Source organism: Mesorhizobium sp. ORS 3428 (assembly GCF_001854785.1).
Taxonomy (GTDB): domain Bacteria; phylum Pseudomonadota; class Alphaproteobacteria; order Rhizobiales; family Rhizobiaceae; genus Mesorhizobium.
Genome location: NZ_MDFL01000132.1, coordinates 17,516 through 38,219 on the forward strand (window position 1 = coordinate 17,516; position 20,704 = coordinate 38,219).

A 20,704-nucleotide genomic window follows, 5' to 3' on the forward strand; every position below is an offset into this window, starting at 1 on the left:
TCAGAAGCCGTAGAGCTTGGCCGGATTGTCGACAAAGACCTTCTGGATGGTGGCCTCGTCTGCTGCCCAGGCGGAAGCCACGTCCAWCATCTGTGCGTCGTTCGGCATTCCATGCTTCCCTGGTGACGGATGCGGCCAGTCCGATCCCCAGAGCACGCGGTCCGGCGCAGCCTGAAGGTAGGCCTTTGCCGTTGCACCGACGTCTTCATAAGACGGCGGGCCGACGAGTGTGTCCTGATAGAGACTTGAGATCTTGGTGTAAGCCTTTCCGCGTGAAAGAAGATCCTGCACCACATTGAAGGCGGGATGAGCGAGGGCATTCGGCTGYGGCAGGCGGCCAAGATGGTCGAAGACGACGGTGACCGGCAAATTTGCAAGGAGGTCCGCGTTCTTGGCRATGTCATCACCCTTCATGTGCACCTGGATGTGCCAGCCGAGGGGGGCGACCCGCTGCGACAGCGGCGCGATCATGTCGACGGTGGTCGCGCCGGCGCGCCCGAGATTGAAGCGGATGCCTCGCACCCCGAGGCCGTCGAGTCTCTTCAACTCGTCATCGCTCACGGACGTATCCACGACCGCAATGCCGCGGACATTGCTGCCGAGCTGTTGCAGCGCTTCGAGCAGACATGAATTGTCGGTTCCATAGGTGGAGGGCTGAACGATTACACTACGTTCAAATCCGAGGCGCTCCCGAAGACGCAGATAATCGGCAACGGACGCATCCGGCGGGATCAGGCTGGCATTGGGCGCGGCCGGAAACTTGCTGTTGTAGATATGGAAGTGGCTGTCGCAGGCGTTCTTAGGAACCTTGAAGCTCGGCTTCTCCGTGCCGGCCGAGAAAGGGACTTCCCCTTCGGCCCTCGATGGCCCCGTATTAGCCAGCACCGACGTGGCAAGCCCAGCGGCGGATACCGCGAACTGACGGCGTGTCATCGGAACGCGTGTCATGYGCATACCCTTTCTGTGTCACCAATGAGATTGTTCTTTTCAACAAGGATGCGCAGCTTTGCGACCGCCGCGTCGGGACTGGTCAGGACAGGAATGTTCGTTGCCGCCTCGACCGCTTTCCGCGCACGCGCCATGGAGAAATGGGCCAAGGTGATGGCATCGAAATCTTTCAGTTTGGCGGCCTCGGCGGCGATCAGTCGATTGTGCGTTTCGACATCTCCGGCACGCACTGCATCGATCGCACCAGGGACGAAGAAGCTGGTGATCATTGCGGAAGGATCGGTGCGGTCCGCTTCCTCGCGGAATTCCTGCTCCATGCTGTCCTTGGCCGGGGCAAACGTATAGAGCATCGCGGTGCGGCCGCCGCGTCGAATGGCTTGCTCGAACATCGCTTCATTTGGCTTCAGTACAGGGATGTCGACCTGCTTCGCAGCGTGCGCGATGGCCCGGCCGAAGGCAGAGCATGTGAAGAGAACCRCCGCACTGCCGATCGAGCGCGCATAGGCCGTAAGCGCTGCGATGCGCGCGACGAGCTCGTCGGTGAGCTCGGAAACCTTCGCGCGATCCGGTGACAGGCTGTCCTCCAAGATGTTGACTGCATCAGCTTCCGGCCAGGCGGCTTTGAAAGAGTGAGTGATCGGCTCCATCGCAATGGTGGTGGCATGGATCAGTGTTATTCGAGGCGTTGCTGTCATTGTCGGCTCCAACGGAGGGACCGATGGCCGCCCGGGAGGGAGGCGGCCATCGAGCGGAGATCACTTCGGGGCCGCTGYCGCAAAGACCCAGACGCTCTCTGCGGGAATACGAGCCCAGACCTTGCCGGACGGCATCTGGCGAGGACCATGAGCCTTCGCGGCAAAATCACCGCGGCGCAGGCGATACTCCCATTTGTCGCCGAGATAGATGCTGTCATCGAGATGCATCTCGATACCTTCAGGCGCCGGGCTGTCGCTCACACTGATCTGTTCGACACGAATGACGGCGCGCGCCTCGTCAGAATCGCCAAGCCCATTTGCCTCACGCACGGTGCCGTTCAGCGACCACCCATTACCCGCGATCACAGTGGATCGGCCGGAGCGCTTCTGTATCCTTCCCTTCACTATATTGTTGGCGCCGAGGAAATCGGCCGAATAGAAGCTGTTTGGATTGGAGTAGATGTCCTGCGGCGTGCCTTGCTGCACGATGCGCCCATCCTGCAAAAGCAGGATGTTATCGGCGGCGGCGAGGGCCTCGCTCTGGTCGTGGGTGACCAGGATCGCGCAGATCTCCAGGTCCAGGATCAGCTTGCKGATCCAATAGCGCGCTTCCTCGCGCAGTTTGGCATCGAGATTGGACAGGGGCTCATCGAGAAGCAGCACCCGTGGCTCGTAAACCAGTGCCCGGCAGWTCGCGACGCGCTGCTGCTGACCRCCGGAGAGCTGCGAGGGATAGCGTTCGGCGAGATGGCCGAGACCGAGACGATCAAGGATCGCCTGGACGCGCGATGCGATCTCCGCTTGCGGCACGCCCCTGAGTTTCAGGCCATATCCGACATTGTCTCGGACATTGCGATGCGGCCAGAGCGCATAGGACTGGAAGACCAGGCCGATGTTGCGCTGCTCCGGCGGCAAACCGATTTTGCGCTCGCCATCCAGAACGGTCTTGTCGCCGATGAMGATCCGTCCGATCTCCGGTTGCTCCAGTCCGGCGATGCAGCGGAGCAGCGTCGTCTTGCCGCTTCCCGATGCACCAAGCAGGGCAACGATCGAGCCGCGCTCCGCCGTGAAGGAGGCGCCCTTCAGGATCTGCAGGCCGCCAAGCCATTTCTGGACGTTGTTGACAATGAGCTCAGTCATGGATGCGTGCTCCCAGTCGAAGGGCGAGCGCAAGGCCCGCGGCCGTTAGGATGATGCTTATGAGCGCGAGCGCGGCGATCGTGTTCATGGCCCCGGTCGTGAGCAGCGAAACCATCAGCGAGCCGATGACCTCTGTGCCCGCACCCATGAGATAGACGCCCGTCGCATATTCGCGCAGGAAGATGATCATGATGAGGGCCCACGCGCCGGCCAAGCCTGGCCGCACGATCGGGATCACGACATCCCACCATGTGCGACCGATCGTTGCGCCAGTCGTTCTTGCCGACTCCTCCAGCTCCGGGGAGACCTGGATAAGCGTGCCCTGCAGCAGCCTCAGGCCATAGGACAACCCGACAACGACATAGGCGACGAAGAGGCTGACCAGGGTTGRCCGCAGCGGGGTGAGGATTGGCACGAACAGGAAAACCCAGAAGAAAGCCAGTCCGACCACCAGCCCCGGCAGTGCTCGAGGCAGGAGCACGATGTAATCGAGCACCGTGTTGGAGAAACCTCGGTTGCGGTGACCCGCCAGTCCGATCAGGAGGTAGATTCCAACGGCCAGGGCGCCGCCGACAACCGACAGGAGAACGGTGTTGATCATGCCGCGCACGAGGCTCGGGACCTGCAGCATGCCGTAAAAATTCGAGAAGGTGAGCCGCTCGACAAGGTTCACACCCTCACCCCAGGCATCGACAAAKGCACGCACGGTTATGCCGCCGATCGGAAGGACAACGGACACAAACAGCCAGAGACCGATGATTGAAAGCGCGATCACCTGACCGCTGCGGCCAAGCTTCAGGCTGGAGACACGAGAGCCCTTTCCGCCGRGCGCGGCATACCGGCGGGCGTTGCGGAGCAGGCGGYGTTGCATCCACACCAGCGGCAAGGTGATGAGCACTAGGACCATCGCGACCACCGCCATCAGCTGGTAGGTCGGCGTGCCGAAAAGCGTGGTGAGCTTGTAGATGTAGGTTGTCAACACCATGATGCCGTTCGGGTCGCCCAGCACCAGCGGAATGCCGAATGTCTCGAAGCCGAGCAGGACGTTGAGCGAGGCCGCGAATACAAGTGAGGGCAGAACCATCGGCAGCGTCACATCGAGCGATACGCGCCAGATGTTAGCCCCTGCTGTCCTGGCTGCTTCCTCCAGATCGGAGGGGAGGTTTCTCATCGCAGACGACACATAGAGATAGACGTGCGGTACATGGCTGAGGCCGGCGATCGCGATCATGCCGGCCAAGCTGTAAATATTCCACGGAACGACGCCGATCAGGTCCCTGACTGCCAACGACAAAAAGCCGGTCGGCCCGACTGAGACCGTGTAGCCGAAAGCAAGGACGATCGAGGAGATGAACATCGGCACGAGCACAAGCACTTCGAGCAGGCGCTTGAAGCGGATGTCGGTACGGGTGATCAGAAAGGCGAGCAGACCGCCGAGAGGCACCGCGACAGCGACCATACCGAACGCGAACAGCGTGGTGGTCCCAAGCGCCTTGTAGAAGGTCGGATCGTTGATGATATAGGCATAGGCGTCGAGGCTGAGCACAGCGCGCGGGCTGAAAAACGGAGCGCTGAGGAAGCTCTGGAAGACTATCAGCCCGACTGGCGCGAGGACCGTCAGCGCGAGAATGCCAATCGCGATGTTCCGGAAGAGCGGTGCGTCGCCAGCCGGCCGCGCCGTATGCGGCGGAACCGGCAGGTCGACAATCGCCGCATCTGCGAGCATGGCTGCGCTGTGGTGGCTCGTAGCCATTAGCGATCCTCCCTAAAAGATGTGGCCGCGGCGACAACATTGCCGCGGCCACGACGAACACGGATCAGCCGGCGATCGCCGCCTTCCAGTCGTTGAAGAATTGGACGCGCTTGGCGGGGTCCATATATTCGAGAAGACCTTCGTCCACGGCGATCGGCTTCAGGCCGCCGCCGACCTTTTCGTTCAGCGTCTTGATGTTGAGACCGCTCGTTACATCCTCCCGCACCGAGGGCAGACCGCCTGATGCCAGCGCTTCCTGCCCTTCCTTGGACAAAGTAAAGTCGACGAATAGCTTTGCCGCATTTGGGTGAGGCGCGCCCTTGCTGATCAGGGCGAGACGGGAAAAGGCGGCGGTATAGTCCGATCCGAACGCCACGCCGAGGTTTGGGATCTTCTTGACCCAGTCCAGCGCATAAGAACCGATGATGTTGATGGCCAGCACGTTCTCGCCGGAGACGACAGTCTCCTTCATTGATCCGGAACTCGAGTAAGTCTTCACGCCATCGGCGCCGAGCGCCTTGGCGAGATCCCAGAAATTGCTTGTCTGGCGTGCATCGTTGGTGTGGTGAAGGAAGCCCGTTCCGCTCTTCTCCGGGTCGAAGGTCGCCACTTTGCCTTTCAATTCGGCTTGGTTTTCCTGGAGAAACTTGATCAGGTCGGCACGCGTTTTTGGAATGCGGTCTTCCTTCAGCGCYGTGGTGTTGTAGATCATACCGATCGGCTCGATCGTCGTGGCGTAGAGCGTATCCTGGTAGTTTGCCCAGGAGGGGATGTTACCGGCCTCGACGCTCTTGTAYGGCACGGCGTATCCGTCCTTGACAAGGGTCATCTGCAGGTCCATGGCGGAGGTCCACACCACGTCCGCGGTCACCTGACCGGCCGCCGATTCCGAGATCACCTGATTGTAGGCGCCGTTCGTGCCGACGTCGTTGTACGCGATCTTAATACCGTATTTGGCGGTGAACGCATCGAGAAGCGCCTGTGCCTGCGCCGCGTCGGTCGACGTGTAGATCGTGACGGTCCCCTCCTTCTTGGCGGCATCGATCAGGGACGCGTCCTGCGCGTTGGCCGGCGACATCGCCAAGGTCACACAGACGAGCGCCGAACAGCCGGACAGTCTGCTCACTGCGGTATGCTTCATTTCACTTCTCCCATGGTTGCGCCCGTTCATTGCTCCTCCGGGCGTGCGTCTGATGACGTTCTTCGTCGCCAAAACAGTTACATCTCAGTTTGGATTTATCAATCGTAAAATGCAAAGTTGGCAGTTTAAGCGCGCGCTGCCGCACGAACCGGCTCCGCTTTGATCGCCTTGGCCACGGCGGCGCCAAACGCATCCGTGTTGCTCTGCCCTCCGAGATCGYGGGTCCGGGTCGCCGGGTTGGCAAGCACCTCGTCGATCGCACGCTCGATCTCCGCGCCCGCCGCCTCGAAATTTGGCAGCCCGCGCTTCTCTCCAAGCCAGGAGAGCATCATCGCAGCGGAAAGGATGAGCGAGGTCGGGTTGGCGATGTTCTGGTTCTGGATATCGGGCGCCGAACCATGCTGAGCTTGCGCGCAGACAAGGCCGGTTTCGGCATTCGCGTTGATCGATCCGGCAAGGCCGAGACTGCCAGAAAGCTCGCTGGCGAGATCCGAAAGAATGTCTGCATAAAAGTTCGTCGTCACGATCAGGTCGAACCGGGACGCATCGCGCACGAGGTGAGCTGCCATGGCGTCGATGATGTAGTCGTTGAGCTTCACCTCGGGGAATTCGGCTGCTACCTTTCGGACCTGCGTCAGGAAAAGACCGTCGGTGAGGATGAAGTTGTTCGCCTTGTGGACAGCCGTGACGCGCTTGTCGCGCTTCATCGCCAGCTCGAAAGCAGCGCGTGCGATCCGCTCACAGGCGTGCGCCGTGATCTTGCGCATGGAGAGCGCAATGTCGGGCGTCGGCATGAACTCACCACTGCCCGCATACATGTTGCGGTCCGGGTAGAAGCCTTCGGTCGCCTCGCGCATGATGACGAGGTCCATCCGCTTGGCGGTGCTGTTCAGAAACGGGCGAACGCGCGCCGGACGAACGTTTGCATAGAGGTCCAACTTGACCCTGAACCCAGCTGAAACGTTCACGCCGCCCTTGTCGCGCGCCGGATAGTCCATATGGGACTGCGGACCCAGGATAATGCCGTCATACGTACGGGCGCGCTCTATCGTCTCGTCGCGCAGGGTCGTTCCGTACTTTTCTAGGCTGGCGAAGCCGGTGTCCTCGTAGTCGTACTGCAGACCAAGACCGAATGCCTTGTTGGCCGCCTCGWCCACCTCCATCGTCGCGGCGGTGATCTCCGGGCCGATGCCGTCGCACGGCGTGACCATGATCTTCATAGAACGTCTCCCTGAACACGGCGGAGCATCCGCCGAAATGCTTCATGGCGACTTTTTGGCTTTTCGACGATTAAAATGCAATCGAAAAATTACGAGGCCGGTATTTTTTCGTGYGCGTGCTGGGACCAGGATCGCGCGATGGGTGATTTCCGCGCGAGCGCACCGGAGAGATGCTTGCGCATGGCGTAGGACGCTTCGAGGATTTCACCGCGCTCGAGCAGATCGAGGATCGCAAGGTGCTCCTCGCATTGCGTGAACAGACGATTGCGATCAACGCGCGAGCGATACTCGAGCAAACGGCGCATTTGATTGACGCGCACCAGCGACAGGTGGAAGAAGGGATTGTTCGACATCTTGATCAGCTCCTCGTGGAAGATGGAGCCGTTGTGGACCAAACGTTCGGCAGGAAGTCGCATGATGTCGGTCTCCAGCATTCGCTGCTGTAACCGTCGCTGCTCTTCAATTATTTTTCGGTCGAGCTTGAAGCTCGGTTCCAATATGGCGGCCGGTTCAATCAGCATGCGGAACCGGTAAATCTGCTCGAACGCCTCGGGTGTCTTGGCGACTGGCAGGAAGCRCCAGCCGTAGCCCTGCTTGCGCTCCGCCCAGCCCTCCCGCACTGCCCGCATAAGCATGTCACTAAGTTGCGCTTTGGTGAGGTCGTAGCGCTCCCGCAGCATGCCCTCAGTCACCTCGGCAGGGATGCGGTCCATCAGCCAATCCTCGGYGAGGCGCTGGTAATCGTTCTCCACCTCGAACGGTTTTGGCTCGTCGTTGATCGGCTCGATAATCCGGGACTCCGGAACATCTTTGACAAAAAACCCCCGATTCTCCTTCTGCTCCAGCAGTCCTTCTTCAGCGAGAATTTGCATCGCCTCGCGCACGGGCGAGCGGGAGACGCCAAACTTGTCGGCGAGATGTTGCGTGCGCAGGTGATCRCCAGAAGACAGTTCGCCCGTCGTTACGAGCAGCGAAATCTGACTGGCGATGTTCCGTGCCAAGGGGCTTGCTGGCATGAGAGCTCCGAGATGATTGCCGCGGATCTGGCGTTCAAGCGGTACAGCGATCGTGGCAAGTTTGCACGAGCTGTCGTTAAAAATCCAATCTAAAGTCGTGTCGCGACAACGAAGAGACGTGGAAATGGCAGAAGCGTTGTTGCCTCCTCCAGGATCGCATAGTGGCGCGCGAGCGTCTCGGTACAGCAAGGTAGGCCTTCTTTTCGGATGCGTCGAGGCGCGAGAGGTATGGACGCAGGCCAGTGCTGCTGAACCAGTCGATGATACCGTCCAGTCCTTTGAGAGGATGGTGATAGATCGTGCAGACTTCCACCCGCCGGCAGAGCGGGCGGAGAATGYCGTAATAATTCTGAGTCCTCTCGATCGACGTTCGCTCGGTGYCCCTTCTGCCAGCCGGCCCGCCCACCGCGGATCCCGTGCAACCTCCCGCATGCCACGGTGAGTGGATTCGTTAAGATTGTCAGGCACCTGGATTGCCAGAATTCCGCCGCTTTTCAACAGGTTGACAAGCCTCGGCAGCAGCGCACGATGATCCGGAAGCCATTGCAGCACGGCGTTCGCGAAGATTACGTCCTGCGGCTCTTCGGGCGCCAGTCCTGTATAGCCTGCACTGCAAACTCAACGTTCGGCAGTCGGGCGCGCGCGGCTTCGATCATCGAAGGCGACGAGTCGATGCCCGCGACTCGTGCCTCCGGCTAACGGCCCAGCAGTTCGGTCGAATTTCCCGGCCCGCATCCAATATCTGTGACAAACTCCATGTCCTCATTGGAAACCGCACCAAGAAGGTCGWTGGGCCGCGTCCGGTGATCGCCGAATTGCAGTATTTCGCGGCAGACCAGTCGCTGCRCATGAATGCCTCGCTTGACATCGACTCTAGTTTGGTTTTTTAAGCTATAAAATCCAATACTACAAGGTGAGGAACCTGGCATGATCAGAATGCWGGTCGAGAGCCATGGCCGGCAGCTGACCGCGATCGACATGCGGAAGGCGCTGGGTTCCAAGTTCGAGCGGCTGCCCTTCGTGCTGCGTGTCCTGCTCGAGAACAACCTCAGACACCAGCCTCACGAGGCTGAGCGGCTGCTGGAGGTCTTCAGCCAGTGGCTACGACTTGGAGAGAGCCAGGCAGAAATTCCATTCCATCCGGGTCGGCTGTTGATGCATGACACGACCTGCGTTCCCGCCCTGGTCGACATTGCCGCAATGCGCGACGCGATTGCTGAAGCGGGAGGCGATCCCGCCCTCCTTGCCCCAAGAATCAGGGTTGATGTGTCTGTCGACCACAGCATCGGCGTGGATCGCTTTGGTACCGCCGATGCTCTCCGCTTCAACCTGGCCAAGGAACTGGAGCGCAATGCGGAGCGCTACCGGTTGATGAAGTGGGCGACCAAAGCCCTTCCCGGCCTTAGCGTTCATCCGCCCGGTACTGGCATCATRCACACGATCAACCTTGAGCAACTGGCAACCGTGGTCGCAATCGAGAWGCGCGACAATGTCGAGTGGGCGGTGCCTGATACCCTGATCGGGACGGACAGCCACACGCCGATGATCAACGGCATCGGCGTACTGGCCTGGGGCGTGGGCGGACTCGAGGCCGAAAGCGTCATCTTCGGAATGCCGGTCATGCTCAGGATGCCGGAGGTCATAGGTGTGCGCCTCGTGGGGCGGCTGCAGAGCGGAACTCTCTCGACCGACCTGGCTCTGGCCGTGACCGAGCGGCTGAGGTCGTTCGGCGTCGCCGGGAAATTCGTAGAGTTCTTCGGGCCAGGCGTGTCTACACTTTCGGCAGGCGACCGAGCCGTGGTGGCGAACATGGCCCCCGAGTACGGGGCTACCACCGGCTTTTTCCCAGTCGATGCCAATACCGTTGCCTATCTCCGCCAGACAGGAAGAAGCGATGAGCTCGCTGCTCGCGTCGAGAATGTCGCCAAGGCACAGGGCCTTTGGTTCGAGCCCGATACAAACCCGCGATACACCGACGAGCTCACGATCGATCTCAGCGCGCTTCGCCCGAGCTTGGCCGGGCCACGCCGACCGCAGGATCGCCTCGAGCCAGCGAACGTGCAGCCCGCCCTTGAACGCGCCTGCGGAAAAAAGCTGAGCCGACAGGTCACATTCAAGTCTATTCCCGAAGGCGCCGTCGCAATCGCTGCGATAACTAGTTGCACCAACACGTCGGATCCGTCACTCCTGATTGCTGCGGGGCTGCTGGCGCGCAAGGCGCGGCAGCTTGGACTGAGACCGCCCCATTGGGTCAAGACATCGCTTGCTCCGGGCTCGCCGGCGGCGGTCCGCTACCTGGAGCGATCAGGTCTACTCGAAGACCTTGAGGCAATCGGCTTCAGCATTGTCGGCTTAGGTTGCACGACCTGCATCGGCAATTCAGGTCCCCTCCCCCTCGAGATGCAAGCCGCCATCGACGGCGGGATCACGGCCGTTGCCGTCTTGTCGGGAAACCGCAACTTTCCAGGGAGGGTGCATCCGTCCCTCAAGGATGGATTCCTGGCCTCACCGCCGATGATTGTTGCGTTCGCACTTGCCGGAGACGTGTTGCGCGACATCGCGACCGACCCCATCGCAAAGGACGCGGATGGCAACGAGGTCCATCTCGCTGACCTTTGGCCCGACCAAGCCGAAGTCGCGAAACATGTKAGAGCCCATGTTTTCGGCGCCGATAGTCCTGAGGCGTTCAGCGAGGCGGCCGAAAATCCCCTTTGGCAAAAGCTGGACTTTCCGCAAAGCGCGCGTTTCCCGTGGTCGGATACGTCCACCTACATTCGTCGGCCGCCGTTCGCGACTGYGGGTGTGTCGAGCTGCCTTGGAAAATATGCCGCCATGCCTTTGCTGGTCCTCGKCGACGACATCACCACAGACCATATATCGCCGGCTGGACAGATAGCGTCGACAAGCTACGCCGGCCGACATCTTATCGATCGAGGCGAAAATCCCTMCAGCCTGAACGTGTTCGCCTMCAGACGGGGCAATTGGAAAGTGATGGTCCRTGGCCTGTTCGACAATAGGGCTTCGGTGAACCTGCTCATTCCAGATGCCGATCCTGGCAGCACAATTCACGGACCCACCGGCGACATCGGCCGCTTGTGGGAAATCGCCAAACGCTACCAGGCGAGCGGAACCAGCACRATTATCGTCGCGGGCGAGCGGTACGGTGCCGGCTCTTCGCGAGACTGGGCTGCCAAGGGGGTTGCAATGCTCGGCGTCCGCGCGGTCATTGCCAAGAGCTTCGAACGCATCCACCGGTCTAACCTGATCGGGATGGGGGTCCTCCCGATCACCATTTCGGCGGCTGACGCGCAGTCGATCGGCGGACTTGGGACAAACGATCAAATCATTGTCGATGCCGCGAGCATCACACCACGCTCTGCAATCGAAATCGACGTGCGTCGATCAGAAGGGGTGTCTGCGCGGTTGGGCGGAACGGCAGCAGTAGAGACTGGTTTAGAAGTCGATATACTTGCTGCAGGCGGAATGATCCCGCTCATCCTTTCCAAGGTGTTGACCGCGACAGACAAGGCCGACACACTGCCACCGCCTCTGCATGACGACYACCTTTTCGGAGGACGTGAATGTCCGCTTCGCCTTGCGGTCGAAAAGTTCAGTGCGCCAATTGAACGGCAATGYTGATCACATCTCACGTTCGGAAATTTCGAGTGCTCTGAAGGTACAGATTGTGACGTCAGGTTGGCAGATCTTGTKGCGGCAGCGGCGATCGGAAGACGAGCTACTATGAACAGGTGTTCGCTGATCCTTCGATCGCGACGATCAATGTGGATCACCGGCGAGCCGGGGCAGTGAGTTTCCGCCACCTCGTTGCCGATCCTGAACGGCATGCATTGAACGATGGGGCGGGCTTGGGACTCCGTGCTGCCGGCCAACGTGAACGATGAACGGGCGGGAGAAGTCGTCATTGATGAGACATGGGCCCTCTCTTTTTCGAAGAACACTATCCACTTCACACCTGACGGATCTCAGGGTCGTCCTCGGCCGCCGCGTCTTGCGATAATGTGTTCATCAGCGCGCGCGCATCCTTCAGCAAATTGAAAGCAACTGTTTTTTCTTTCCTGAATGGTTTGCCGGTGATCGAACTTGGCCCGCGCCTCRCACGCTGCCCGCCATGCATGGCCAGTGGATCATTGGCATATCCAAGATGCACGAGCCGACCTGGTGGCGCTAGGCCGGCTAAAAGCGCCGATACGATCGAAGTGCCGCAAGCGCTGGTTTTGCCGCAGAGCTGAAATTGTCCCCGTCGGCAATCCGGGCATGCATAGCAACAGTCCTCAAGACTTCCAATGCCGACCCGCTGCCYGAGTTTCCAAACCGAAGGCACACGCTCGCCCAACGCCATGATGCGCCCCTCCATCTCATGACCCGCCCCCTGGCGCGGCTGCAATGCTGGATCAGCGCTTTCTGTGTCAGGGCTACGTGTGTCGTCACGGACCTCGCAAGCCTCCACCTTGATCAGCAATTGGCCGGCTCCCGGAACGGGCGTTGCATGTTCGACTAGCTCCAGCGTGCCGGGGACTGTTATCTGCAGAACGCGATGGCCCGGCGTCATTGTGCCGCTCTCGTGCAGAGAGGGGAAAACGCCGCAAGCTCTGCCGCGTCCACCGCGCCTGCAGTTAGGGCCATGAGGCGTGCGCTAGGTTGAATTGCGTCGGCCGAGACCTTGGAGGCCAGTTCAGCGATCAACGCAGTGCGGCTTTCAGGTCGCATAGACTGGAGCATCTGACGCTTCGCCAGCCGATAAGGCTGCGGCCCGTTGCTAGAGATTCCGCGATCGAGGCTGTCGCCCACCAATCCTGCGCGGTATGGGGGGCGCGCCGCAGTCAGCTCAGCCGAGCAGCCGCCGACGTTGAGAACGGTATCGGACATGAGACATCCGGGTTTCGGCAATGCCTCTGCTTTTGGGTCTATGATTGCTTTCGAGCAAACAGGAACATCTTTCACGACGCAAAGAAAAACTTTGCCTTTTGCTATGCGCCGGACACTTCCTCGTGAAGCCAGCGCCAAAACGGTTGTGCCTTAGACGTAAGGGGCGGTCGGTCCTAWAGCAAACGTAGTAGGCGAGGGGCTACGGCTGGGTTTCGAAACTGAATTTGAGCAATCACCGGTATGGATTAGCACCCATTTCCTGGGCAAGCTTCAGGAATCCGTCGATGTAGAAGGTCCTCTCCTCGCCGCGCCTCACACCAAGGTTGATGCTCTTCCGGATGCCGGAATCTCCCAGGCGCAGTGCGCGYATCGGCAGGCCGGATGCATCCTCGTGCAGGAGCCAATCGGGAAGAACCGTCACGCCCCGGCCCGCGCATACCAGTTGCAGCATCAGGTCGATGGTCTCCGCAGTGCGATGTTGACGCGGCCTGCAATGCGCCGGAACAAGGAAGCGGGTGTAGATGTCCAGGCGCTCCAACGTGACGGGTACTGTAATCAACTCTTCGTCCAGGAGATCTTGCGGTTCAACGCAGGCTCGGCTGGCAAGGGGGTGAGCCTCATGCACCATCAGAACGAGCTCGTAATCGAACACGGGAGTGAACAGTAGTTCCGGCGTCTCCACCGGATCCGGCGTTATCAACAGGTCAATCTCATAACCCAGCAGCGCTTCGACCCCGTCGAAGCGGAAGGCGGTGCGCACGTCGAAGTCCACGTCGGGCCATTGTGTCAGATAGGGAGTTGCAATTCTCGTCAGCCATCGCTGGCAGGGATGACACTCCATGCCGACGCGAAGCACTCCCCTCCTCCCCAGCGCGAAGTCCGTCAGGATACGCTGCGCGTGCTCCATCTGCGGCAAGACGCGCTCGGCAACGGTCAGCAAGTACTCGCCCGCCTGCGTCAACCGCAGGCCTCGTCCGGTCTTCATCCAGATCTTGATGCCGTGCCGTTCTTCGAACTTGGCGATCGTATGGCTCAAAGCCGACTGGGTGACATTCAGCTTCTCCGCAGCCGCGGTGACGCTGCCCCGACGGCTTACTTCCCTAAGGATCGCAAGGTGCTGCCGATCGATCATTATGAACCCTGTTCATGAGTAAATGAAATCATACCATTTCCACTCATAATGCGATGCCATTAACCTTCCGTCAATCGGCCCTGCAGGGCCGTCCCAAGGTCAGGAAGGAAGGAACCGCTGTGACGAAGCTCGCACTTGCCCACCAACTCCACCCGGAGCATGCGCGGGCGGCGTCTGTTTTCGACGAAATTGTCGACCGCAAGAACAGCAACTCCATGAAATGGGCCTGTRCAAGCAAGCTTTTGGCGCCGGACGAAGCTGCGGCCGACCCCTTGCCGATGTGGGTGGCCGACACCGACTTCAAGGCGCCTCATGCCGTCATCGACGCGCTCCATGCGGCGGTCGACCATGGCGTCTTCGGTTATCCCGGTGGCGCGACCGCATCCTATGTTGACGCTGTCGTCGGTTGGCAGCAGCGACGGTTCGGTTGGGACGTCGCCAAGGAATGGATCCTCCAGACCTCCGGCATCATCACGACGCTGAAGACCGCGGTGCAGGCTTTCTCAGCGCCGGGCGACACCATTTTGATCCAGCCGCCGGTCTACGCGCATTTCCATAACGATGTCCTGCTGAACGGCCGTCACTTGGCCTATGCGCCGCTCGAATTCACCGGCGATGGCTACCGCTTCAACGAGCAGACTTTCGAGGCTGCCATCCGCGCCAACACGAAGATCTTTATCTTAAGCCACCCACACAATCCTACCGGAAACGTGTGGTCCGAAAATGAACTGCGGACCATGGGCGAAATCTGCGCCTGCAAAGGCGTTCTGGTCATTTCGGACGAGATCCACGAGGATCTCATCCTCGATCCGGCCAAAAAGCACATCCCGTTTGCCTCGCTCGGCGAAGAGTTCGCCCAAAACAGCATCACCTGCACGGCGCCGAGCAAGACATTCAACCTGCCCGGCCTGCAGAGCGCTAATGTTTTCATCCCGAACAGGCGGCTCCGGGAAGAGCTGCGCCGCCAGTACGAGCGCAACGTCTTCGAGCTGGTCAACGTATTGGGGATGGTTGCCGCCGAAGCCGCCTATGCCCATGGCGAGCCGTGGCTGGAGGAAATGCTGGCCTATTTGCGTGCCAATCACGCGCACTTCGCCGACGCGATCAACGATGCGGATTCACGCCTGAAGGTACTTCCAACCGACTCCCTCTACCTGGCGTGGATGGATTGCCGCGGTCTCGGAATGGATGCCGAAGCCCTGAACAGATTCATGCTGACCAAGGCGCGCGTCTGGCTCGACAAGGGCCAGAAGTTCGGGGTCGAGGGGCATGGGTTCATGCGCGTCAATCTCGGCTGCCCGCGTGCGGTCGTCGACGAGGCGATCGGGCGCATCACCGCCGCCGTCRCCGAGTTTTGAGGACGAGCCGATGTCTCAGACGATTGAACGGCGCCTGGATGAACTCGGGATCGAATTGCCGGCAGCGACAAAGTCCGTAGCGAACTACCTCCCGGCGGCGGAGACCGGAAGCATCGTTCTCACGTCGGGCCAGTTGCCACTCGCCGATGGCAAATTGATTGCGAGGGGRCTGCTCGGAAGGGAGCTCGACGTGGCGGCCGGTACGCTAGCCGCCAAACAGTGTGCCTTGAACATCCTCGCCCAGGCAAAGGGCTGTCTTGGCAGCCTCGAGAGGATCGCCAGGATCGTCAAGATCACAGTCTTCGTCGCCTCGGCCGCCGATTTCACGGAACAACATCTCGTCGCCAACGGCGCGTCGGATCTTCTCGTCGCGGTCTTTRGCGAGAAGGGCAAGCACGCGCGCTCCGCCGTCGGTGTGGCGGCGCTTCCGATGAACGCGCCCGTCGAAATCGAAGCCATCATCGAGATTGCTCCAGAACAATAAGCGTCTTCGATCCGACAAGACCGAACCAGTGGGAACTCAACCGATCCGAGTGGCGGAGAATTGGGCAAAAAAGCCACCGCTGCCGGATCACAAACCGGGAGAATGAAAATGAAAATGACGATCGCCCTTGCCACGCTTGCAGCGGCAACGCTGACGGCCGGTATCGCTTCGGCCGGCACGATGGCCGACGTTCAAGCGCGTGGTAAGCTGAATTGTGGTGTGACCGGCGGTCAGGCCGGCTTCTCCGCTCCGGATGCGTCCGGGGCCTGGCATGGCATGGACGTGGACTACTGCCGGGCTGTCGCGGCTGCAGTCCTTAAAGACCCCAATGCGGTGACCTTCGTTCCCACGACTGGGCAAACGCGGTTCACCGCACTTGCCTCCGGCGAGATCGACATTCTGTCCCGCACCACGACCTGGACATTTTCGYGCGATGTGGACCTGAAGTTCACATTCGCGGGTGTGAACTACTACGACGGTCAGGCTTTCATGGTGCCGAAATCCCTCGGTGCCAAGAGCRCAAGGGATCTGAACGGCGCCACCGTTTGCATTCAGACCGGGACCACCACCGAGCTGAACCTCGCGGAATATTTCCRCAAGAACAACATGAAGTATGACCCGGTTCCCGTCGAGAACAACGGCGACGTCCAGCAGAAATATCTTGCCGGTGCTTGTGACGTGATCACGAGTGACGGGTCCGACCTGGCATCGACCCGGTCGAGCTTCAAGGATCCACAGGATCACATCATCCTCCCGGATGTCATTTCGAAGGAGCCGTTGGGTCCCCTTGTCCGCCAGGGTGACGATCAATGGGCYGACGTGGCGCGCTGGACCTTGAATGCGCTTCTGGYGGCTGAGGAGCTCGGCATAACATCCGAGAACGTGGAGAAGCTTTCCGCGGGCACGGATAACCCGGAAGTCAATCGCCTCCTGGGCAAAGAGGATAAGCTGGGAGAAATGCTGGGGCTGGATCCGGCTTGGGCGAAACGGGCGATCGCATCCGTGGGAAACTACGGGGAAATCTTCGCCAGGAACGTTGGCGACAAGACGCCGATTGGATTGGCCCGCGGCCAGAACGCGCTCTGGACGCAAGGCGGCCTGATGTATCCGCTGCCGTTCCGCTGAAAAAACGTCTCGAGGCGCGGGCTTGCCCCGCGCCTTTCGTTTTCCRCCCCTGCAAGCCCACAACGCACAACCATAYGCCGAAGGTAGCGCAGCGAACCTTCAGGGAGATCACTCATGGCCATGAAAAGCGCGGCTCCCCGCGAGCCCTTTCACCTGAGCATGCTCTTCAATGACACCCGTTATAGGGCCCGATCGATCCAGGTCATCGCGTTCATCATGCTCGTCCWTGCGGCTGCCTGGCTCGTCGACAACACGGTCCACAATCTGGCTGCCCTTGGAAAGAACTTCTCGTTTGGATTTCTGTGGAGCACGGCGGGTTATGACATCTCGCCGCACGCCATCGAGTATTCGAGCACAAGCTCTCATGCCCGTGCCGCCGTCGTCGGTTTGCTCAACACGCTGATCGTAGCGGCAATGGCCTGCGTGACCGCGACGGTCCTTGGCGTGTTGGCCGGGGTGCTCCGGCTTTCCAACAACTGGATCGTCGCTCGTCTGATGACCGTCTATGTMGAAAGCTTCCGCAACGTGCCGGCACTCCTTTGGATCTTTGTGGTCGCCGCGATCATGTCGCAGGCKATGCCGACGCCCAGCGCGTTCCGCGGCGACAATCCCACGGCTTCCATGATCCTGTGGGACAGCGTCGCTGTCACCAACCGCGGCATCTATCTGCCGGTTCCCGATTTCTCCCGCAGCCTAGGTCAACTCAATAGCGCATTTGGCGCCCTTGACCTCAACTATGCTGCGGTCCTCTGTGTGCTCGCGATTTCGGTATTGGCCCGTCGAAGCCTGGTCGAGCGTGCTCAACGGGTCCAAAGCGCGAGCGGAGAGCGTCCGGCAACCTGGTGGAAAAGCCTGCTCGTTTTCGCGCTGCCGATGATCACTCTGCTTTACGCGCTGGGTTTCCATCTTGAGTATCCCGCCCTGAAGGGCTTGAACTTTTCTGGCGGGCTGCTGCTGCGCAATTCCTTCATTGCGCTCTGGATCGGGCTCAGTGTCTATAGCGGCGCGTTCATCRCCGAAAACGTTCGCTCTGGAATACTTGCGATTTCCCGAGGGCAGACGGAAGCTGCTCATGCACTTGGGCTTTCGCCGAGACGAACCATGCGTCTCGTGATCCTGCCGCAGGCCTTGCGGATCATCGTGCCTCCGCTCATTTCGCAATACCTCGACATCACCAAGAACACATCGTTGGGCCTGGCGGTCGGCTATATGGATCTGCGCTCGACGCTCGGCGGCATCACCATCAACCAGACCGGTCGAGAACTGGAGGCGATGCTTTTGATGATGCTGATCTACGTTAGCATCAGCCTGATCATCTCGGGCATCATGAACGTCTACAACAGTCGCGTCAGACTGCAGGAGCGCTAACATGAACCTGCACAACGTCTCCTGGGTGYGCCAGGAAATGGTTCTCCCTTCGGCAAGGCCAGCCGGCCAAGGTGGTCCGCGGGAATGGATGAGGAAGAATCTCTTCGATGGCTGGCTTAGCACGTTGCTGACCGTGGCATCGGTGACCGCGATCGCGTGGCTCATCGTGGCCATCGCTCCTTGGCTAGGCAATTCCATCTGGAAAGCCAACTCGCTCGCCGAATGTCGGCAGCTCCTCGACGGAGCGCCAGGCGCGTGCTGGGGTGTAATTCGCGACCGTTGGCCGCAACTTCTGTTCGGCTTCTACCCTGCGGATCTTTATTGGCGCCCGGTTCTCGCCTTCGCGCTGCTGTTGGCGGCGCTGGCGCCGGTTCTGTTCCGCGCCCTGCCGTCTCGCACGCTCTGGTTCAGCGCCGTCTACCCGGGCCTTGCGGGCTGGCTGATCTGGGGCGGAAGCCTGTGGTTTCCGGTCGCCGTCTACCTCGGCTTCGCTGTCGCCGCCGGCCTGTTTGCGTCGACAGCACGCGCCAGTCAAGGGCTTGGCCTGAGCGTCGCCGGTCTCGGAGCGGCGCTCTGGTGGGTCTACGCCGCCCAGCCTTTTTCATCGGCTGCAAACGCTGTCATCCCGATTGTGCTCGAGGCTGTCCCCTCGCGCGAGATCGGAGGGTTTCTGCTGTCGATCATCATCGGCGTGACCGGCATCGCAACGTCGTTGCCGCTCGGCATCTTGCTCGCGCTTGGCCGTCGCTCGGGTTTGCCRCTGATCCATATGCTGAGCGTCGTGTTCATCGAATTCATTCGTGGCGTGYCGCTCATCACGCTGCTGTTCACCGCATCGCTGCTGTTGAACTATTTCCTGCCGCCCGGCACCAACTTCGACCTCATCCTGCGCGTAGTGATCATGGTGACGCTCTTTGCCAGCGCTTATATGGCCGAGGTCATCCGCGGGGGCCTCGCCGGCCTGCCGTGCGGCCAGTATGAGGCCGCGGAGGCTCTGGGTCTGGATTACTGGAAGGCCCAGCGCCTCATCATCCTGCCGCAGGCTCTCAAGATCTCCATTCCGGGGATCGTGAATACTTTCATCGGYCTATTCAAGGACACGACACTCGTCATGTTCATCGGTCTTCTCGACCCCATCGCCCTTGCCGCGGCCATCCGCGCCAACACGGAGTGGCAAGGTATCTACTGGGAACTCTTCATCTTCATTGGAGCTGTGTTCTTCATCTTCTGCTTCGGCATGTCGCGCTATTCCATGTATCTTGAGCGCCGGCTGAAGACGGATCATCGTTAGGAGAAATGCGCATGAGCAAGACGTTACGTGGGCTTTCGCCCGAAAACCGCCGCGGCCTTTCAGAAACGGCCGTCGAGATCACATCCATGAACAAGTGGTACGGTGATTTTCATGCGCTGCGAGACATTAATCTGACCGTGCGCCGCGGCGAGCGGATCGTCATTTGCGGGCCATCCGGCTCCGGCAAATCGACCATGATCCGCTGCATCAACAGGCTCGAGGAACATCAGTCAGGCAAAATTGTTGTCGATGGAATCGAATTGACAAGCGACCTGAAGAAGATCGAGGAAGTCCGCCGCGAAGTCGGGATGGTGTTCCAGCACTTCAATCTCTTTCCTCACCTGACGATCCTCGAGAACTGCACCCTCGCCCCGATCTGGGTCCGCAAGGTGCCAGAAAGGCAAGCCAAAGAGATCGCCATGCACTTCCTTGAAAAGGTCAGGATACCGGATCAGGCGCATAAATATCCGGGGCAGCTTTCGGGCGGTCAGCAGCAGCGCGTGGCGATCGCGCGTTCTTTATGCATGAAGCCACGCATCATGCTGTTCGATGAACCGACTTCGGCTCTCGATCCGGAGATGATCAAGGAAGTGCTCGACACCATGATTGCGCTCGCCGACGAGGGCATGACGATGCTGTGCGTCACTCATGAGATGGGGTTTGCGCAGGCAGTGGCCGACCGTGTGATCTTCATGGATCAGGGCCAGATCGTAGAGCAGAACGAACCGAGGGCATTCTTCAGCGCGCCGCGATCGGAACGCACGCGCACCTTCCTCGGGCAGATCCTGGGCCACTGACGAAGCCGTCAGTGAGGTGGAGCACCGAGGAGCGAGCGGGCGACCTGAGATCCGCAGCAGAGAGATCGCCAGCCTTCCCCAAGAGAGGAAGATGGCCCCTGCACTGCGGGATAGAGGGTGATGCGCGCTTGGGTGCTGGCGGAGACGGATCGTATGCGCCCTTCCCCGCCTTGTTTGCGTGCTGAGGCCATCAGCCGTCAGCGGTGTCGAAGGCATCCAGTACGCGCGAGGAATAGACCAGAGCCGCTCCCGCGTTCAAAGCGATCGCCACGCCAAGCGCTTCAGCGATTTCCTCGCGCGTTGCGCCAACCTTTGCGGCTTCGGCGGTGTGGCTCGCAATGCAGCCGTC

The 20,704-nt window shown here is 60.3% G+C and carries 17 protein-coding genes; 7 read left to right on the plus strand and 10 right to left on the minus strand.

The window, feature by feature from the left end:
- The 7 genes from ORS3428_RS22425 to ORS3428_RS22455 form a co-directional block, all read right to left on the minus strand.
- Nucleotides 1-948 carry an amidohydrolase family protein gene (locus ORS3428_RS22425; RefSeq protein WP_071100500.1) on the minus strand — a complete coding sequence of 316 codons (948 nt, stop codon included), beginning with the start codon at nucleotides 946-948 and terminating at the stop codon, nucleotides 1-3.
- A complete protein-coding gene (locus tag ORS3428_RS22430; protein ID WP_071100485.1) occupies nucleotides 945-1,643 on the minus strand; it encodes an arylsulfatase in 699 nt (232 codons plus the stop codon). Before ORS3428_RS22430 ends, ORS3428_RS22425 begins: the two co-directional genes overlap by 4 nt.
- A gap of 60 nt (nucleotides 1,644-1,703) precedes the next feature.
- A complete protein-coding gene (locus ORS3428_RS22435) occupies nucleotides 1,704-2,783 on the minus strand; it encodes an ABC transporter ATP-binding protein (protein WP_071100486.1) in 1,080 nt (359 codons plus the stop codon).
- Complete coding sequence (locus ORS3428_RS22440) at nucleotides 2,776-4,536, minus strand: ABC transporter permease (protein ID WP_108723133.1); 1,761 nt, start codon at nucleotides 4,534-4,536, stop codon at nucleotides 2,776-2,778. The genes ORS3428_RS22435 and ORS3428_RS22440 overlap by 8 nt, the downstream gene beginning before the upstream one ends.
- Nucleotides 4,537-4,600: 64 nt before the next feature.
- Nucleotides 4,601-5,677 carry an ABC transporter substrate-binding protein gene (locus ORS3428_RS22445; protein ID WP_071100488.1) on the minus strand — a complete coding sequence of 359 codons (1,077 nt, stop codon included), beginning with the start codon at nucleotides 5,675-5,677 and terminating at the stop codon, nucleotides 4,601-4,603.
- 125 nt (nucleotides 5,678-5,802) lie between these two features.
- Nucleotides 5,803-6,897, minus strand: a complete 1,095-nt coding sequence (locus ORS3428_RS22450) for an isocitrate/isopropylmalate dehydrogenase family protein (protein WP_071100489.1) — start codon at nucleotides 6,895-6,897, stop codon at nucleotides 5,803-5,805.
- 89 nt (nucleotides 6,898-6,986) lie between these two features.
- Complete coding sequence (locus tag ORS3428_RS22455) at nucleotides 6,987-7,913, minus strand: GntR family transcriptional regulator (RefSeq protein ID WP_071100490.1); 927 nt, start codon at nucleotides 7,911-7,913, stop codon at nucleotides 6,987-6,989.
- A 927-nt stretch (nucleotides 7,914-8,840) separates the two neighbouring features.
- Here ORS3428_RS22455 and acnA point away from each other — a divergent pair.
- The gene (gene acnA / locus ORS3428_RS22465; RefSeq protein WP_071100492.1) at nucleotides 8,841-11,552 is read left to right on the plus strand and encodes an aconitate hydratase AcnA; all 2,712 of its coding nucleotides are present in this window, start codon (nucleotides 8,841-8,843) and stop codon (nucleotides 11,550-11,552) included.
- Between the two features lie 328 nt (nucleotides 11,553-11,880).
- Here acnA and ORS3428_RS22470 read toward each other — a convergent pair whose 3' ends face one another.
- Both ORS3428_RS22470 and ORS3428_RS22480 read right to left on the minus strand, forming a co-directional pair.
- Nucleotides 11,881-12,393, minus strand: coding sequence for an alcohol dehydrogenase catalytic domain-containing protein (locus ORS3428_RS22470; protein WP_157895984.1), 513 nt, complete (start codon nucleotides 12,391-12,393; stop codon nucleotides 11,881-11,883).
- Between the two features lie 639 nt (nucleotides 12,394-13,032).
- Nucleotides 13,033-13,932: a LysR family transcriptional regulator gene (locus ORS3428_RS22480; RefSeq protein ID WP_071100495.1), complete on the minus strand. Its 900-nt coding sequence runs from the start codon at nucleotides 13,930-13,932 to the stop codon at nucleotides 13,033-13,035.
- A gap of 119 nt (nucleotides 13,933-14,051) precedes the next feature.
- Here ORS3428_RS22480 and ORS3428_RS22485 point away from each other — a divergent pair, with 119 nt between their 5' ends.
- The 6 genes from ORS3428_RS22485 (at nucleotide 14,052) to ORS3428_RS22510 (ending at nucleotide 20,355) form a co-directional block, all read left to right on the plus strand.
- Nucleotides 14,052-15,290: a MalY/PatB family protein gene (locus tag ORS3428_RS22485; protein ID WP_244508066.1), complete on the plus strand. Its 1,239-nt coding sequence runs from the start codon at nucleotides 14,052-14,054 to the stop codon at nucleotides 15,288-15,290.
- Nucleotides 15,291-15,300: 10 nt separating this feature from the next.
- Nucleotides 15,301-15,774 (plus strand): RidA family protein, encoded by a 474-nt coding sequence (locus tag ORS3428_RS22490; protein WP_071100497.1) that lies wholly within the window; start codon nucleotides 15,301-15,303, stop codon nucleotides 15,772-15,774.
- 108 nt (nucleotides 15,775-15,882) lie between these two features.
- Entirely contained in the window at nucleotides 15,883-16,899 is a 1,017-nt protein-coding gene (locus ORS3428_RS22495) for an amino acid ABC transporter substrate-binding protein (protein ID WP_071100498.1), read from the plus strand.
- Nucleotides 16,900-17,013: 114 nt separating this feature from the next.
- Nucleotides 17,014-18,267 carry an amino acid ABC transporter permease gene (locus ORS3428_RS22500; protein WP_071100499.1) on the plus strand — a complete coding sequence of 418 codons (1,254 nt, stop codon included), beginning with the start codon at nucleotides 17,014-17,016 and terminating at the stop codon, nucleotides 18,265-18,267.
- A gap of 1 nt (nucleotide 18,268) precedes the next feature.
- Nucleotides 18,269-19,558, plus strand: coding sequence for an amino acid ABC transporter permease (locus ORS3428_RS22505; protein WP_083355258.1), 1,290 nt, complete (start codon nucleotides 18,269-18,271; stop codon nucleotides 19,556-19,558).
- A gap of 11 nt (nucleotides 19,559-19,569) precedes the next feature.
- Nucleotides 19,570-20,355 carry an amino acid ABC transporter ATP-binding protein gene (locus tag ORS3428_RS22510; RefSeq protein ID WP_040985657.1) on the plus strand — a complete coding sequence of 262 codons (786 nt, stop codon included), beginning with the start codon at nucleotides 19,570-19,572 and terminating at the stop codon, nucleotides 20,353-20,355.
- 190 nt (nucleotides 20,356-20,545) lie between these two features.
- On the opposite strand, the gene ORS3428_RS22515 is transcribed toward ORS3428_RS22510, so the two are convergent.
- On the minus strand, nucleotides 20,546-20,704 hold a 159-nt coding region (locus ORS3428_RS22515), incomplete at its 5' end, for a carboxymuconolactone decarboxylase family protein (RefSeq protein WP_172833717.1).

Bases quoted from the DNA above. Each gene is read 5' to 3' on its own strand.
- ORS3428_RS22510 (WP_040985657.1), top strand. From the start codon at position 19,570: ATGAGCAAGACGTTACGTGGGCTTTCGCCCGAAAACCGCCGCGGCCTT.